We start from the raw sequence: 15713 nt of genomic DNA, 5'->3' as shown, positions 1-15713 counted from the left end.
GCTGCCCGTGGTGGGCGGCTGGCCTGCGGCTTCTGGCGGACTGCTGGACGCGTTGATGACGCACTCTCCTTGGCGGGGAAAGGAGTGGAGACGGTGGAGGCGGTGTGGGAGAGCACGTCGGTGTGTCGTCACGGTATGCCGGAAATCGCCGGACGGGCGGTAGGGCCCGTCCGGCGATCGGCCGACAGTGGGAGGACCTGGCGCGCGGTCCCTCCGGTTACGGCGTGGTCTTGACGGTGATCTTGCCGTCGATGATTTCCTTCTTCGCCTTCTCCACCGCGGCGACCACGTCGGTCATCTTGGTGTACGCGGGGTTGGAGTCGGCCAGGCCGACGCCGTCCTTGTCCAGGCCGTAGCGGATCTCACCGGACTCGGGCTTGCCGTCCTGGACGGACTTGATCAGGTTGTAGACGGCGTCCGCGACGTCCTTGGTGACCGAGGTGAGGATCGAGTCCTTGTAGTCGGCCAGGCCCTTCTGGTTGTACTGGTCGGAGTCGACGCCGATGTTCCACTTGCCGGCCTTCGACACGGCCTCGATCGAGCCGGAGCCGGCCAGACCGGCGGCGGCGTAGATGACGTCGGCCTTCTTGTCGAGCTGGCCCTGCGCGGCGGCCTTGCCCAGGTCGGGCTTGGAGAAGCCGTCGAAGTTCGGCGGCTGGGTCAGGTACTGGGAGAGGACCTTGACCTTGGGGTCGGTGTCCTTGACGCCCTGCTCGAAGCCGGCCTGGAACTTCTTGATCAGCGGGGTCTCGACACCGCCGATGAAGCCGACCGTGGCGGTCTTGGTGGTCTTCGCGGCGGCGACGCCCGCGAGGTAGGAGCCCTGCTCCTCGTTGAAGACCATGTTGGCGATGTTCGCGCCGGTGACCGAGGCGTCGTCGATGATCCCGAAGGTCGTCTTCGGGAACTTCTTGGCGACCTTGTCGATGGCGGGCGCGTAGGCGAAGCCGACACCGATGACGGGGTTGTTGCCGCCGCGGGCCAGCTCCGTCAGGCGCTGGACCTTGTCGGCGTCCGACTCGCCGTCGGAGGGCTCGGAGTCGACGCCCTTGACCTTGAGGTCCGTCTCGGCCTTCTGCAGACCCGCGTAGGCGGCGTCGTTGAAGGACTGGTCGCCGCGTCCGCCGACGTCGTACGCGATGGCGGCGGTCTCCTTGGTACCGGCGGAGCTGCTGTCGCCGGAGGAGGACGAGGACGAGGTCTTGCCACACGCCGTGGCGGTCAGCGCCACCGCCGAGGCGATACAGAGCGTGGCGATCCTGGTGATCCGACGCAAGAGGGGCTCCTTCAACCTGACCGAAGCGCCTCTTCCGGCGCTGGTTTCGCGGCGATCGTAACGCGCGTAGATGTCAGGTAAAGACCCGTACGGAAGCCGTTATCGGATCGTCGCGAACAGAAGATGTCATGGCCGATTACAACCGGTTGCCGTCGATCAACGCGGCGGCGGTGAAAAGCTCCACACCGGCCGTGATCGCCAGCTCGTCGACGTCGAAATCCCCGCGATGCAGGTCATACCGATCCTGGCTGCCGGGACGCCGGACACCGAGGCGCGCCATCGCGCCCGGGACCCGCTCCAGGTACCAGGAGAAGTCCTCCCCGCCGAGGCTCTGCTCGGTGTCCTCGATTGCGTACGATCCGCGGCGGGCGGTCTGCGCGGCGCGCAGCAGCTCCGTGACGGCGGGGTCGTTGACGACCGGCGGCACGCCCCGGACGTAGTCGATCACGGTCTTCGCCCCGTACAGCGCGGCGACCTCGTCGATGGCGGCGTGCACCAGGTCCGGCGCGTCGCGCCAGGCGGGCAGGTCGAGGCAGCGGACGGTGCCGGACAGCTCGGCGTGCTGCGGGATGACGTTGCAGGCGTGGCCGGCCGCGATCCGGCCCCAGGTGACGGCCAGGCCCGAGCGCGCGTCGACCCGGCGGGCGAGCAGCGCGGGGACCTCGGTGGCGACCTTGGCGGCGGCGGTGACCAGGTCGGTGGTCAGATGCGGGCGGGCGGTGTGGCCGCCGGGGCCGTCGAGGGTGATCTCCAGCCGGTCGCAGGCGGAGGTGATCGGCCCGGGGCGCAGCCCGATGCTCCCGGCGTCGACGCGCGGGTCGCAGTGCACGGCGATGATGGAGCCGACGCCGTCCAGCACGCCCGACTCGATGGCGTCGGCGGCGCCGCCGGGCAGCACCTCCTCGGCGGGCTGGAAGAGCAGCCGTACGGGGTGGGGCAGCAGTCCCTGCCGGTCCAGCTCGGCCAGCACGAGCCCGGCGCCGAGGACGGCGGTGGTGTGTACGTCGTGCCCGCAGGCGTGCGCCCGGTCGGGCACGGTGGAGCGGTACGGGACGCCCGTCTTGGTGTCGGGGATGGGCAGGGCGTCGATGTCGGCGCGCAGCGCGAGCATGGGCCGCGCGGGCCGTACGCCGTCCCGTGCCCCGTCCCGGATCCCGATGTCGCAGATCAGCCCCGTACCGGTGTCGAGCACGCGCGGCGCGAGCCCGGCGCGCTCCAGCCGGCTCTTGATCGCGGCGGTCGTGCGGAACTCCTGGTTGCCCAGCTCGGGATGCATGTGCAGATCCCGGCGGAAGGCGATCAGCTCGGCGCGCAGCTCGTCCGGCAGAGCGCCGGGAAGCGCGGCGGCGGCGGACGTCTCGGCGGACGCCTCCTCGCTGGAGCGGTCGGTTGTGGACTCACGGGACATCAGCTGGCTCACCTGTTGAAGAGTAGGCCCCTTCACTGATCAACCAGGCATGGATCAACAAAATTTCAGCCGCTCAGGGGAAGAAATCCGCTGCGGCCGTGCATGGCGATCACTGGCTGCGGGTATACCAGCCGTTTTCTGCCCCGATGGGGCCGGTCACCTGGTCGATATCGACCGGTCCGGCCGGGATCGCCTCAGTCCAGGGTGACGCGGGCGGCGACCGGCAGATGGTCACTGCCCGTGGCGGGCAGGGTGCGGATGTGACCGACGGTTGCCGAGCGGGCCATGACCTGGTCGATCCTGGCCAGCGGCAGCGTGGCGGGGAAGCTGAGGGCGAAGCCCCGTTCTGCGGCGTTCATCCGCGAGGTCAGCGGGGCCAGCCCACGGTCCTCGACCGTGCTGTTCAGATCGCCCAGCAGAATCACCGCCTTCACTTCCTCGGCGGCGACAGCCCTGCCCAGCAGACGGGCGCTCTCGTCGCGCGGTCCTGAGGCGAGGCCGCTCGCGCGGATACGGATCGAGGGCAGGTGCGCGACGTACGCGGCGATCTCGCCGTGCGGAGTACGGACCACGGTGCGCAGCCCGCGGCTCCAGCCCTCCTCGATCCCCTTCGGTCTGATGTCCAGCGGCCGGGTGCCGGTCAGCGGATGCTTCGACCAGAGTCCGACGGTGCCCAGGACCGCGCGGTACGGGTACTCCGGGGCAAGGGTCTTCTCGTACACCGCCAGCGCGGGAGGCACCAGCTCCTCCAGCCCGATGAGATCGGGTGCGGCGTCGGCCAGCGCGCGGGCGGTGCCCGCCGGGTCGGTGTTCTCGTCGCTGACGTTGTGCTGCACGACGAGCAGATCGCGCGCGCCGGGCTCCGGCCCGGGCAGGAGCAGTCCGCCGAAGAGGTACGTCCAGGCCGCCGCCGGCAGGAGCAGGGCGACCAGCGCGAGGGCCGAGCGGCGCAACAGCGCCAGGGCGAGCAGCACCACGACCGTGAGGCCGAGCCACGGCAGGAACGATTCCAGCAGACTGCCCAGGCGGCCAACGGAGTTGGGCACGGCCCGGTGGAACGCCAACAGCGCGGCCGTCAGCACCGCGAGCCCGGCGAGCACCCGCCCCCGCCCCCGCCCCCGCGTCCTGACCGGCCGGCCCTCCGTGTCCCCCGCCGCGTCCCCCGCCGTGTCCTGCGTCCCGCCCTCGCCCGGAGCCCCCGCCTCGCCCTCGCCCGGAGCCCCCGGCCCTGCCCGCCGGAGCGCCGCCCGCACCCTCGACGCCGTACCCCTGCCTTCGCGCACCTGCTCCACCGTGGTTCTCCCGTCCGCTTGCCCTCACTCCCCAGGACGTGTCACCCGCCGAACGCGGTTCAGTCGTCCGCGGGGCCCTCGGGCCGGCGATTGTCCGGTCCGGCCGAGCGGGTGTATTCGGTGGGTGTCTGGCCGTAGCGCTTTCTGAAGGCCCGGGTGAAGTGGCTGCTGTCGGCGAAATGCCAGTAGGCGGCGAGTTCGGAGACGCCCGGCCGGCCGGGCGTGGCGGTGAGGGCGCGCCGGGCTTCCTCCAGGCGCCGGTGGCGGATGTAGGCCGTCGCCGACTCTCCCGCCGAGGCGAATGCCCGTTGCAGCGTGCGCACGGAGACGCCGAGTCTGCCGGCCAGCATCGTCGTGGACAGTTCCGGCTCGGTGAGGTGGCTGTCCGCGAGATCCTTCGCGGCCTGGGTGAGCGCGGGCGCCAGCAGTGGTTCCGCGTCGTCGAACCGGCGCAGTGCCACCGCCTTGGCCAGTTCGATCAGGGTGCCGCGGACGGCGTGCACACCGGCCGGGCCGAGGTCGGACACGGTCGCGTGGATCATGTTCGTGTGGGCCAGTAACAGACGCATCTCGGCCGAGCCGGCGGTCCCGTTGATGATCCGGTCCCCGAGCAGGGGTGTGAGCATCGCGGGAGGCAGCAGGAGGACCTTCGCCGCGGTGTGCGGTGCCGTCTCGAAGCGCGGCGGCGGTCCGAAGTGCCCGAGCAGGAACTGGCCCGCCGGTACGGTGCGTTCGCCGTGCGGGGGCCGCCGGCTCAGCGTCAGCGCGCCGCGCCTCGTCACGTACATCCGTACCTGGTCCTCGACATGGGACGAGGTGCCCACGCCCCGGCCGGTCCGAACGCCGCGCAGGTCGATGATCGCCACGTCGCGCACCCTGACGCCGCGCATTCTGACCCGCTGGTCATCCGTCGGGGCCGCGTCCGGGGCCGTGTCCGGGTCCGGGTCCGGGTCCGGGTCCGGGTCCGGGTCCGGGTCCGGGTCCGGGTCCGGGTCCGGCGGTCCGAATTCACCCAGCCGCGTCTCCCATTGGCGCCCGAAGGCACCGAAACCGCGCGCCGCTGAATTCGGGACGGTGGAATTCAGAGAGAACGCCCCGAGCGCTCTGCTTATCCGCACTCCGGTGTTTTTCATCGCAGACTCATCCACCTTGCGTTGACAGGACTATGTGCCGTGGCGCCGATGTTCCATTCGGATGGCGCTGTGGTTCGAGTGCGTGACGCACCCATCGATCTACTCTTTTCTGACGCGAGTTGAGCGCACATCGGATGCGCGGAAGGAAGGCGCAATGACGACTACTGAGCCGGTTCCGGAAGAGATTCTGGACCCCACACTCCCGATCATCGATTCCCACCACCACCTGAGCGACCGCCGAAAGCCGGGCCCCGACGTCCTGGGGCCGCCGACGCGCTACCTCGTCGACGAGTACGCCGACGCCGTCGGCGGAGGGCACAACGTCATCGCCTCGGTGTGTGTGCAGTCCTCCGCGATGTACCGCGCGGACGGCCCCGAGGAGCTCAAGCCGGTCGGGGAGACCGAGTTCCTGAACGGCCAGGCAGCGATGTCGGCGAGCGGCCTCTACGGGAACTGCCGCATCGGCGCCGGGATAGTCTCCTACGCCGATCTGACGCTCGGCGACCGGGTCGACCGCGTTCTCGAAGCGCACATGGCCGCCGCGCCACAGCGGTTCCGGGGAGTCCGGCAGGGCGGTATGTGGGACGAGGACGCGTCGCTCGTGGGATGGCTCGCGGACCTCGGTCCCCGGTTCTACGCTCGCGACGACTTCCGCCGGGGCTTCGCGCGGCTCGCCGGTTTCGGAATGACCTTCGACGCCTTTGTCCTCGCGCCGCAGTTGCTGGACGTACATGACCTCGCGCGCGCTTTCCCGGGGACGGAGATCGTACTCAACCACGTGGGGCAGCCGCTCGGTTCCGGACGTTACGCGGGGCGTATGCACGAGTTCTTCGGCCAGTGGAAAGCCGATGTGGAGACCGTCGCGACGAATCCGAACGTCAAGATCAAGATGGGTGGTCTCGGCACCATGCTCAGCGCCTTCCCGTCGTTCCGGGCGGACCCGCCGTTCCCGTCGGGGGCGCTCGCCGAGCAGTGGCGGCCCTACGTCGAGACCGCGATCGAGGCCTTCGGGGCGGAGCGGTGCATGTTCGAGAGCAACCTGCCGATGGACAGCTCCGGTCCGTTCGTCAACGTCTGCAACGCCTTCAAGCTGATGACCAAGGGGTGCTCGGAGCCCGAACGGCGGGCCTTCTTCGCCGGGACAGCGGCGAGTTTCTACCGTCTGGACGTGTAACGGCGGCCGGCCCGCCACCGGGAAGGTGACGGGCCGGCCGGGTGGTGCCGTCGCGGGTGCGTCGCGGGTTACGTCGCGGGTGCGTCGCGGGTTACGCCGCGCGGTGCCGTTCCGGGTTACGCGGGCGAGGGCAGGCGCGGGAGGCGGTGGACGTCGCGGGCCGTGCCCGTGACGACCGACAGGAAGCCGTGGGCGCGGGGGGAGGCCGTTTCGCGGAGCCACTCCGGGGCTATGTCGCAGACCGCGACCCGTACGCCCGTGCCCGCCAGGGCCAGGGGGAGGGTGTGGACCACGGTGGACGGGAAGCTCAGGATCGTCCGGCCGATCGGGCCGCGGCGCGCTATCAGTTCCAGCGGGAGGTCCGGGCGGACGATCTCCAGGCCGGTCGCCGCGTGCAGTTTGTGGAGCTTGTCGACGTTCTCGCGGCGGTGCGCGAAGTAGCGCGTCGCGTTGTGCGTGCGGGCCAGGGCGATGACCGCCGCGGTGTACTGGTCCGCGTCGACCACGCCCGTCTCGACCAGCGACGTGCCGACCATGTCCGCGCCCGCCGAGATACGCGGCGGGCCGAAGGTGGCGCGCGTCCAGGCGAAGTCGTTGGCCGTCACGGTGATGCCGTCAGGCACCTCCTCGACCGGCATCGAGGTGAAGACCTCGACCGTACGGGCGGCCGACGGTGTCAGCCGGCGGCGGGCGACCGCCGTGACGGGCGCCAGGACCAGCTCCCGGGGCGAGCGGCTGCCGCGCCGGTGCCAGCGCACCAGCCGTTCGCCGCGCGCGATCTGCGCGATGAACTCCATCGTCGCCGTACCGTCGTCGACGATCGTCAGCTCCTTGCCGCCGACCAGCGTCAGCAGCAGCTGTACGTAGCGGGAGAACGGGTCGCCGATGACGATCCGGTCGCTGGCGCGCAGCAGCGGCGCCAGTTCGCGCACCGTCTTCAGCGGCGCGCCCGCGCCGCCGCGCGCCTCCTGCCAGCGCACGGCGAAACCCGCGTCGCGGGCCAGCTCGGCCATCCGGCGGAGCTGGCCGCGCGACATGGGGTCGGTGGGCGACAGGACGACCAGGATCAGTTCCTCACCCGTACCGCTCGCGTCCGCCCACTCCAGCACGTTGAGCAGCTGAACCGGGCTCTCCACGAAGGCGATCGCGGGTGCGGGTGCTTGTGCGTGTGCTTGTGCGTGTGCGGAATCGCGGGTGCGTGTACGGTCCCCACCTTCAGCGGTCATGGCGCTAGACCGCGACCGGCTCGGCCGGCTCCGCGACGACGCCCGTGACGCGGCGCAGCTTCTTCATCGGGCCCAGCTCCGACTCGTACACCTTCTTGACGCCGTCACCGAGGGACGCCTCGATGGTGCGGATGTCACGGACGAGGCGGGTGAGGCCGCCCGGCTCGACGGAGGCGGCCTGGTCGGAGCCCCACATGGCGCGGTCGAGGGTGATGTGGCGCTCGACAAACGCGGCGCCGAGGGCGACGGCTGCCAGCGTGGTCTGGAGGCCGGTCTCGTGGCCGCTGTAGCCGATCGGGACGTTCGGGTACTCGGCCTGGAGGGTGTTGATCACCCGCAGGTTGAGCTCCTCGGCCTTGGCCGGGTACGTCGAAGTGGCGTGGCAGAGCAGGATGTTGTCGCTGCCGAGGACCTCGACCGCGTGGCGGATCTGCTTCGGCGTGGACATGCCGGTGGAGAGGATGATCGTCCGGCCGGTGGCGCGCAGGGCGCGCAGCAGTTCGTCGTCCGTGAGGGAGGCGGAGGCGACCTTGTGGGCGGGGACGTCGAACTTCTCCAGGAAGGCGACGGCCTCGGTGTCCCACGGGGAGGCGAACCAGTCGATGCCGCGCTTGGCGCAGTGCTCGGCGATGGTGCGGTACTCGTCCGCGCCGAACTCGACGCGGTGGCGGTAGTCGATGTACGTCATCCGGCCCCAGGGGGTGTCGCGCTCGATGTCCCACTGGTCGCGCGGGGTGCAGATCTCCGGCGTGCGCTTCTGGAACTTGACCGCGTCGCAGCCCGCGTCGGCGGCCACGTCGATCAGGGCGAGGGCGTTGTCGAGGTCGCCGTTGTGGTTGATGCCGATCTCACCCGTGACATAGACAGGCCGGCCGGGACCCGCGGTCCGCGTGCCGAGGGTGCGCAGGCGGGAGGTGGTGGCGTTGGTGCTCATGGAACTGTCCTTAGATGTTGGGGGTGGGGGTGGAAAGGGTGGAATCGGTGGTGGGAGCCGGACCGGTGGTGGGAGCCGGACCGGTGGTGGGAGCCGGACCGGTGGTGGTGCGGAGGGTGGGGCCAAGCAGCCAGGCCGCGATCTCGCGGATCGCGCCCTCGCCGCCGGCCGTCGTGGTGACGGCGCGCGCGGCGGACCGTACGGATCCGTGCGCGTCGGCCACGGCCACCGGCCAGCCGGCCACGTCGAAGCAGGGCAGGTCGTTGACGTCGTTGCCGACGTAGAGCACGCGGTCGGGCGCGATGCCCTCCTCGTCGCACCACTGCTTGAGCGCCAGGTCCTTGCGGTCGATGCCGTGGAGGACGGGCATGTCGAGCTTGCGGGCGCGGGCGGCGACGACCGGGTTGCGCTCGGTGGAGAGGGTGAGCAGCTTCAGCCCGGAGCGGCGCAGCGCGGCGATGCCGAGTCCGTCGCCGCGGTGTACGGCGACGATCTCGCGGCCGTCCGCGTCGATGAGGACCTTGTCGTCGGTCTGTGTGCCGTCGAAGTCGAGGACGACGGCGTCGATGTCGGCGCGCGCCGGCAGTGTGGGCGGGTCGACCAGCGGCGCGAGCGCGCGGGCGCGGGCCAGGTCGTGCGGGTCGTCGATCTCCAGGACGCGGCCGGCGTCGGTGCGTACGAGCGCGGTGCGGCCGAAGAAGCGGTGGCGCGCGGTGCGGAAGCCGTCGGCGCGCATCGCGTAGGCGGCGCCGGTCTCCAGGTACTCCTGCTCGCGGTCCTGGCGGCGCGGGCGGTTCGCCTTGTCGTGGTTGACGCCGATGCCGTCGGCCGCTTCAGCGCCGCCCGTCTCGCGCCAGAGGAAGCCGTGGGCCGGCGCGACCGTCAGCGCGGTGTCGGCGCCGTCCTCGGTGACGGCGGTGACCACGCCGTCCAGGTCGCCGGCGGTGAGGAACGGGCTGGTCGCCTGGACGAGCAGGACGACCTCCGCGACCGCGCCGCGCATCGCCTCGTACGCGTCCATGGCGTGCAGGACTGCGGCCTCGCTGGTCGCGGTGTCGCCCGCGATGGCGGCGGGCCGCAGGACGACCTCGGCGCCGGCGCCGCGGGCCGCGTCCGCGATGGCCGCGTCGTCCGTGGAGACGACGACGTCGGTCACGTGCCGGGCCGCCAGGGCGGCGCGGACGGCGCGGACGACCAGCGGGACGCCGCCGACGGGCGCGAGGTTCTTGGCGGGGACGCCCTTGGATCCGCCGCGTGCGGGGATCACCGCGAGGACGGTCATGAGTTCTCCTTGAATGGTTGGCGGTCTGCGCCGGGGCGGGTCACGGCTCGGGTCACAGCTCGCCCATCCGGCGGATGACGGGGGCCACGCGCTGCACGCCGTGCCGGTACGCGCCGCGCGCCGCTCCCCGTACCGCCTCGCGCACCACGCGCCGCAGCCCGCCGGCCGGCTCGTCCCTGGCCGTACGGGACGACGCGAGCGCGGTCCCGTCGGCGGCCAGGTGGTAGCGGGCGAGCAGCCCCGGCAGATAGCCGGGCGCGGTGGTGGCCGTGTAGTACGGGGCGAGCGGCGGGAGTCCGGCGCCGGGCCCGGCGGACCGGGTTTCCAGCAGCTTCGCCAGGTGCGCGCGGGCCTCGTCGAAGGCGGTGGCGTACGTACCGTCGGCGGCGACGCCCTGCCGGTCGGCCCAGACGGCGTCGGCGCGCGGGCGCCCGCCGCCGTCCAGCTGGTCCCAGGAGGCCAGGCAGCCGGAGCCGAGGAAGTGGTGGTTGCCGAGCGGCTCGCGGATCCCGAAGTCGGTGAGGATCGCGGTCGGGACGGACCGGTGGAGGGCTTCGAGGGCGGCGGTGGACGAGACGGTGACCAGCAGGTCGGTCCGGTCGAGGACCTCGCCCATGTTCCCGTACACGAGCCGGAAGTTGGGGGGCAGACCGCCGGGCGTCTTCTCGGCGAGCCTCTGGTACGGGAACTCCTCGACGTGCGTGGTGTGCTCGCCGGGCTTGGAGCGCAGCTTCAGCAGCACCTCGCGGCCCGGGTGCAGCCGGGCGTGCTCGACCAGGCGGCGCAGCAGGTAGGCGCGGTCGGCGCGGGTGGCGGGGACGGAGGGCTGGGCGGCGAAGACGAGCGTGTCGCGGCCCTCCTCGGCGCGGTAGCGCTCGCCGCCGAGGAACGGCAGCGCCGCCTCGGTGACGGCGGAGGCGTCGGCGCCGACGCCCGCGTAGACGCCGCGGAACCGCTGTGCGTCGTAACGGGAGTTGGCGAGGACGATGTCCGCGCCGTGCCGCAGCAGCAGCCCGTCGGAGAGCTTCTCGTAGACGACGCCGACGTAGCCGGTGACGACGACGGGCCGCTTCTCCAGCCCCAGCGCGGCGATCCCGTGCAGCATGGCCTGGACGGCGCCGCCGACGAGGGCCAGCACGACGACGTCGTACGCGCCCTCGCGCAGCTCCTTCAGGAACCCGATGCCGGTGACCTCCCGCAGGGCGTCCGCCGCCGCGCCGACCTCGTCGAGCTGGCGGGCGGTGGGGGTGGCCCGGCCGCGCAGCAGGAAGCCACTCAGCTCGACGGAGCCGTGGGAACTGTCCGTGGAAATGCGGCGCGCGGTCAGCGCGCCCCATTTCCATCGGGTGTCGGAGTCGGCGAGTACGGCGACCCGGACCGCTCCGCTGGTGGATGAAGGCACGACACGGACGTTAGGAAGCCATTTCGTTCGGCGGCCCAACTCAACCGCAATAAAGGGTTAACAGAACCTCTACGAATGGCGTCGGGGGCCGGATTCACGGTCCCGACACCCGTCGTTCACCTTGCGGGCGTGCGGATGTCGGGCGGGAGGACCCGCCGCCGTTTAACGTCGCCTGGTGGTCAAGCTCTCTGTTGTCGTGCCGTTCTACAACGTGCAGACATATGCCCTGGAAACCCTGAGAAGCCTGCGCGCGAATACGCGCGAGGACTTCGAATTCCTGCTGGTCGACGATTGTTCGACCGACGCCACCCCGGAAATACTGGAACGGGCTGTGCGTGATCTTCCGGGGGCGGTCCTGCTGAGACACGAGCGGAACGGGGGGCTGGCCACCGCGCGCAACACGGGCCTGGACGCGGCGCGCGGCACGTACGTCACCTTCCTCGACGGCGACGACTGGGTGACGCCCGGCTACTACGCCCGGCTGGTCGCGACGGCCGAGGTCCTGGGCTGCGACTTCGTCCGTACGGACCATGTCCAGTTCACGGCCAGGGCCCGTACGGTCCACCGCGTCCCGGTCGGCCGGCGCGACGAGGTGCTGAACCCCCGGGACGCGATCCTGCCCGTCACCAGGACCACCTCCGTCGACTACGCGTACGCCTGGGCGGGCATCTACCACCGGCGACTGCTGGAGCGCGGGGTGCTGCACTTCACCGACGGGCTGCGCACCGCCGAGGACCGGCCGTGGATCTGGCGGCTGCACCGGGAGGCGGAGTCGTTCGCCGTGTCCGGGCTGCTCGGGGTGTTCTACCGGCGCGGGGTCGCCTCGTCGCTCACACAGATCGGCGATGTCCGGCAGCTCGACTTCATCCGGGCGTTCGACCAGGTGATCGCGGAGACGGCGGCCGACCCGGAGGCGGACCGCTTCCTGCCGAAGGCCGTACGGACGTACTGCGCGATCATCGCCCACCATCTCGCGGCGAAGGACCGCTTCGAACCGGCCGTGGCCCGGCAGTTGCGCGCGCTGAGCGCGGGCGCGCTGAAGCGGCTGCCCCAGGACCTGCTGAAGGAAGCGCTGGACTCGATGGATCTCGACCGCTCGGACCAGCTGCGGAAGCTACGGCGCAGGATGTCGACGGGTGCATCCGGCACGTCCGGTACATCGGGTACGTCCGGAGAGGCGGCAGCGTAATGACTGACGCCACGACGACCCAGATCTTCTGCGCCTCCACCCTCTACGGCGCGGCCACCCTGGCCGCCGCACTGGACGCGGGCCTCTTCCGCCCGGCCGGCCGACGTGTGCTGGTCGTCTGCAACACCACGGGTACGCCCGAACTGACCCCGGATGTCGATGAGATGCCCGGTTTCGAGCGGCTGCGCGGCCGGTTCGACGACCTGGTGTCGTGGAACGGGACGATCGCGCCGTTCCACCCTGGCGCCTGGTCGCCGAGGCCGGACGACATCCCGCTCTGGGAGAAGTACCTGCGACTGGACTGGCAACTGGCCGACGCCCACGTTGAGTTGATTGTGGAGTCGCTCCAGGTCAACCCGGCGCTGGCGATCGCGCAGATCTTCACCGGCGCGCCCCTGACCGTCTACGCGGACGGCCTGATGAGCTACGGTCCGACCCGCTCGAAGATCGAGCCGCTGGTGGGCGAGCGGGTGCGCCGGCTGCTCCATCTGGACCTGGTGCCGGGCCTGAAGCCGCTGCTGCTCACGGAGTTCGGGGTACCGGCCGAGGTGATCCCCACGGACGCCTTCACCCGGGTCCTGGACCAGCTCGCCGACACGGCGAGCGGACGCGCGGTCGAGGCGCCCGCGGAACCGCCGGCGCTGCTGCTCGGCCAGTACCTCTCCGCGCTCTCGATCCTCACGGAGGACGAGGAGGAGGAGCTGCACATCGGAATGGTGCGGGGCGCGGTCGCACAGGGCCACACCCAGGTGGTGTTCAAGCCGCACCCGGCGGCCCCCGCCGTCTGGTCGACGCGGCTGGCGGTCGAGGCGGCCCGGCTCGGCGCCGAACTGACCGTGCTGGACACGCCGTTGCTCGCCGAGGTGCTCTACCGGCGGCTGAAGCCGGCACTGGTGGTGGGCTGCTTCTCGACGGCCCTGTTCACGGCGTCGGAGTTCTTCGGCATCCCGGTGGCACGCTCGGGCACGGAACTGCTGCTGGAACGGCTCACCCCGTACCAGAACAGCAACCGGGTCCCGGTGACGATCGTGGACGCGATGCTGCCGCCACTGGAGACATACGGCACCGCCGCCGACACCAACACCGCGCACCGGCCGGACGCCCGCCTGGAAGACCTGCTCGTGGCGGTCGGCTTCGTCATGCAGCCCCAACTCCACCCAGAACTGAGGCCATCGGCGGAACGCTACCTCGCCGGCCCCCTGAACGACCGAGAACGCCGCTACTTCAAACGCCGCCGCCTGACCACCCTGGGCCTCCCCGGCGGAGTCCCGGGCCAACTCGCCACCCGCCTCCCCCGCAACGCGACGGCCCGCAGAATGGTCCGCCGCGCCCGCAAACTGCGCCGGGCGGTACTGCGAGTGGGCACGAGCTGACCGGAACGGACTTCACGAGCCCACGCGCCCGTTCCGGGCCTGTCGCCGACGACGGCGACAGGCCCGGTAGGGATGGCGCGTCACGGAGAGCCCTCCTCCGTCCACAGGAGACCGCCCGGCTTCGCGGGGACGGGTACGCCGTCATGCTGCGGGTGCCTGCGGAGCAGCACCACGCAATCGACTACGTCGCTGTGGCGCCGCTGCCGTTCGGCGACATCCTTGTCGGCCCGGAGTCTCGCGCACTCCACGCATTCCTCATTCGTCCACGCGGTCCGCCATGGGCAGTTCAACGCTTCACGCTAGCCACCACCAAAACACAATGGGCCCCTGCCCCCCTTCCTCAGGGAGGCCAAGCACCCGTTGTGTTTTCCGGCTGGCTGGATGCGGCTCACGGCCGGTGAGGAGGACCCGTCCGACGGCCCACCGAGATCGCGCACCGGAGACGTACCGCACTCCTCGCATCATGAGCCGTCTATGAGTTTCTGCACCTCGGGCGGAACCTTCGAGCCGGAGTAGGAGGCGACGAATACGGCTTCTGCCGGTGTGCCTCCGACGGCGATAGCCACCTTGGGAGAGATGCCGTTCACCTCGTACGCGGTCTCCTCAGTTCCGACTCCCTCTGTTTCGCCCTCGCCGCCGGTGTCGTCACAAGGCGGTTTTGTGGCGGTGCCCAGTCTGCCGGTGACTGTGAAGTTGACATTTGCAACGTCTCGGTACGTTCGGCCTTCGTAGGTGAACTGGAGGGCACAGGACTCCGCCCCCTCACCACTGCTGCTGTCGGCTGTACACGCGGCAGCTGACAGCAGCATGGTTACTGCCAGCAGCAGGCCCGCAGATCGTCCGCCCCGGATCATCGACGTCCTCCTCAGTAGATGCTGCGAAGAGCGAGAACGTCTCCCTTGCCGAGAGTTCTCGCCTTCTTCGTACACGTGAACGAGTTTGTGTACATGGTGAGGTTCTGATGTCCCGATCCGACGTGCCCAAGCCCGAAGACGTGTCCGGCTTCGTGCGTGGCAACGGAACGGATGTCATATTTGTCGGAGCAGCTACTGGTCGGCTTGTTCGTAAAGTCGTAGTCGTGGGTATTGAAGCGAACATCGGCCTCCCGCAGGTCGTTCTTAACACCCGGCATAGGCCAAGTCCACGAGCAGGTCGTAGCAACGACCCCGGATTTGAGGTCACCTGCGTCCCAGGTGCTCAGTCCATCGCGAGCCGTGCACTGACCTTTATTGTTTATGTCCGCTTCCCAGCTGGTGGGAGCCCGGTAGTTATGCTTCGCACCAACCTGGTCGGTGTAGCCGCAGTTGTTGTAGCTTTCAGTGATGTTATCGATGGCATCGTAGAACGCCCACATGGCGTCTGTGCGTGACAGCCCGCCAGGCATTCCCCCGTCGCCGATCCACCACTCGTAGGAGCCATACTCTTTGCGATCGGCCGTTGTATACGCGCCATCGCTACACGCACCGGGAGCCGCCAAGGCATCCACATCTGCCACCTCGGCATCTTCCGGTGCGGCACTGTCCGCGGTATCCGCATCCGTTTCGTCCGACTCCTGCGACAGGTCATCTGCCGTATTGACAGGGTTCGACAGAACGTCAGGAATATCGGAACCGGCAGTGGAAAGGTCCGCGCCGGCATCAGTCAGCTCGTAGGAGACTCTGCCGTCAGCAGCGACTTCCAGAGTAAAGCCGTGCGTCTGACCGTCCGTGGTCAGTGAATCGATGCTCACAGCGGTGCCAGGCTCGGGGACCGTTACCCCGGTTCCGTCGTAGGTCACGACACGACCGACAACCTCGCAACTGATCACGGATGAGCCAATAGGCAGCTCGCCGACAGTCAGTTCACCTTCTTCAGGAATGTTGCAGACGGTCGGCCCAGAAGTGGTCGCCCGCGCGCTGCCAACACCCCCTGACACTGAAGCCACGAGCGCGAAAGCGATGAGAGAGATACCCATGAGTCGTAAATTGCGGCCAGCCATTTTCTACCCCCCGGATACTCCCGCTGAACGGGATTGATCGAACCGG

At 70.1% G+C, this 15713-nt stretch carries 13 protein-coding genes; 3 read left to right on the top strand and 10 right to left on the bottom strand.

Features of this window, described 5'->3' with window-relative positions:
• Nucleotides 1–217: 217 nt before the first annotated feature.
• The 4 genes from AB0389_RS17420 to AB0389_RS17405 all read right to left on the bottom strand — a co-directional run bounded on the left by AB0389_RS17420 (nucleotide 218) and on the right by AB0389_RS17405 (nucleotide 5109).
• Entirely contained in the window at nucleotides 218–1276 is a 1059-nt protein-coding gene (locus tag AB0389_RS17420) for a BMP family ABC transporter substrate-binding protein (protein ID WP_366396264.1), read from the bottom strand.
• Between the two features lie 136 nt (nucleotides 1277–1412).
• Nucleotides 1413–2684 carry an amidohydrolase gene (locus AB0389_RS17415; protein WP_366396368.1) on the bottom strand — a complete coding sequence of 424 codons (1272 nt, stop codon included), beginning with the start codon at nucleotides 2682–2684 and terminating at the stop codon, nucleotides 1413–1415.
• Between the two features lie 194 nt (nucleotides 2685–2878).
• Nucleotides 2879–3784: an endonuclease/exonuclease/phosphatase family protein gene (locus tag AB0389_RS17410; protein WP_366396367.1), complete on the bottom strand. Its 906-nt coding sequence runs from the start codon at nucleotides 3782–3784 to the stop codon at nucleotides 2879–2881.
• 251 nt (nucleotides 3785–4035) lie between these two features.
• Complete coding sequence (locus AB0389_RS17405; RefSeq protein WP_366396263.1) at nucleotides 4036–5109, bottom strand: helix-turn-helix domain-containing protein; 1074 nt, start codon at nucleotides 5107–5109, stop codon at nucleotides 4036–4038.
• Between the two features lie 154 nt (nucleotides 5110–5263).
• Between AB0389_RS17405 and AB0389_RS17400 the strand changes: the two genes are divergently transcribed.
• Entirely contained in the window at nucleotides 5264–6283 is a 1020-nt protein-coding gene (locus AB0389_RS17400; protein ID WP_366396262.1) for an amidohydrolase family protein, read from the top strand.
• Nucleotides 6284–6399: 116 nt separating this feature from the next.
• On the opposite strand, the gene AB0389_RS17395 is transcribed toward AB0389_RS17400, so the two are convergent.
• The 4 genes from AB0389_RS17395 to AB0389_RS17380 all read right to left on the bottom strand — a co-directional run bounded on the left by AB0389_RS17395 (nucleotide 6400) and on the right by AB0389_RS17380 (nucleotide 11127).
• Nucleotides 6400–7428: a hypothetical protein gene (locus AB0389_RS17395; RefSeq protein WP_366396366.1), complete on the bottom strand. Its 1029-nt coding sequence runs from the start codon at nucleotides 7426–7428 to the stop codon at nucleotides 6400–6402.
• A gap of 85 nt (nucleotides 7429–7513) precedes the next feature.
• Nucleotides 7514–8443, bottom strand: a complete 930-nt coding sequence (locus AB0389_RS17390) for an N-acetylneuraminate synthase family protein (RefSeq protein ID WP_366396261.1) — start codon at nucleotides 8441–8443, stop codon at nucleotides 7514–7516.
• 10 nt (nucleotides 8444–8453) lie between these two features.
• Nucleotides 8454–9725, bottom strand: a complete 1272-nt coding sequence (locus AB0389_RS17385) for an acylneuraminate cytidylyltransferase (RefSeq protein ID WP_366396260.1) — start codon at nucleotides 9723–9725, stop codon at nucleotides 8454–8456.
• A gap of 52 nt (nucleotides 9726–9777) precedes the next feature.
• Nucleotides 9778–11127, bottom strand: coding sequence for a DUF6716 putative glycosyltransferase (locus AB0389_RS17380; protein WP_366396259.1), 1350 nt, complete (start codon nucleotides 11125–11127; stop codon nucleotides 9778–9780).
• Nucleotides 11128–11302: 175 nt separating this feature from the next.
• Between AB0389_RS17380 and AB0389_RS17375 the strand changes: the two genes are divergently transcribed.
• Nucleotides 11303–12316 carry a glycosyltransferase family 2 protein gene (locus AB0389_RS17375; RefSeq protein ID WP_366396258.1) on the top strand — a complete coding sequence of 338 codons (1014 nt, stop codon included), beginning with the start codon at nucleotides 11303–11305 and terminating at the stop codon, nucleotides 12314–12316.
• Entirely contained in the window at nucleotides 12316–13689 is a 1374-nt protein-coding gene (locus AB0389_RS17370; protein WP_366396257.1) for a polysialyltransferase family glycosyltransferase, read from the top strand. Before AB0389_RS17375 ends, AB0389_RS17370 begins: the two co-directional genes overlap by 1 nt.
• A 461-nt stretch (nucleotides 13690–14150) precedes the next feature.
• Here the strand turns inward: AB0389_RS17370 and AB0389_RS17365 are convergent, their stop codons facing one another.
• Both AB0389_RS17365 and AB0389_RS17360 read right to left on the bottom strand, forming a co-directional pair.
• Complete coding sequence (locus AB0389_RS17365) at nucleotides 14151–14543, bottom strand: DUF6281 family protein (protein WP_366396256.1); 393 nt, start codon at nucleotides 14541–14543, stop codon at nucleotides 14151–14153.
• A gap of 11 nt (nucleotides 14544–14554) precedes the next feature.
• A complete protein-coding gene (locus AB0389_RS17360) occupies nucleotides 14555–15643 on the bottom strand; it encodes a matrixin family metalloprotease (protein WP_366396255.1) in 1089 nt (362 codons plus the stop codon).
• Nucleotides 15644–15713: the final 70 nt, after the last annotated feature.

The organism is Streptomyces sp. NPDC093109 (assembly GCF_040701725.1).
Classification (GTDB): domain Bacteria; phylum Actinomycetota; class Actinomycetes; order Streptomycetales; family Streptomycetaceae; genus Streptomyces.
Note: the sequence above shows the minus strand (reverse complement) of the source record. Positions and strands in the feature narration are given on the sequence as shown.

What these genes read in the sequence shown, in the direction of transcription:
- AB0389_RS17405 (WP_366396263.1), bottom strand. Translation starts at nt 5,109, where the DNA reads ATGAAAAACACCGGAGTGCGGATAAGCAGAGCGCTCGGGGCGTTCTCT.
- AB0389_RS17360 (WP_366396255.1), bottom strand. Translation starts at nt 15,643, where the DNA reads ATGGGTATCTCTCTCATCGCTTTCGCGCTCGTGGCTTCAGTGTCAGGG.
- AB0389_RS17415 (WP_366396368.1), bottom strand. Translation starts at nt 2,684, where the DNA reads ATGTCCCGTGAGTCCACAACCGACCGCTCCAGCGAGGAGGCGTCCGCC.
- AB0389_RS17400 (WP_366396262.1), top strand. Translation starts at nt 5,264, where the DNA reads ATGACGACTACTGAGCCGGTTCCGGAAGAGATTCTGGACCCCACACTC.
- AB0389_RS17365 (WP_366396256.1), bottom strand. Translation starts at nt 14,543, where the DNA reads ATGATCCGGGGCGGACGATCTGCGGGCCTGCTGCTGGCAGTAACCATG.
- AB0389_RS17370 (WP_366396257.1), top strand. Translation starts at nt 12,316, where the DNA reads ATGACTGACGCCACGACGACCCAGATCTTCTGCGCCTCCACCCTCTAC.
- AB0389_RS17385 (WP_366396260.1), bottom strand. Translation starts at nt 9,725, where the DNA reads ATGACCGTCCTCGCGGTGATCCCCGCACGCGGCGGATCCAAGGGCGTC.
- AB0389_RS17390 (WP_366396261.1), bottom strand. Translation starts at nt 8,443, where the DNA reads ATGAGCACCAACGCCACCACCTCCCGCCTGCGCACCCTCGGCACGCGG.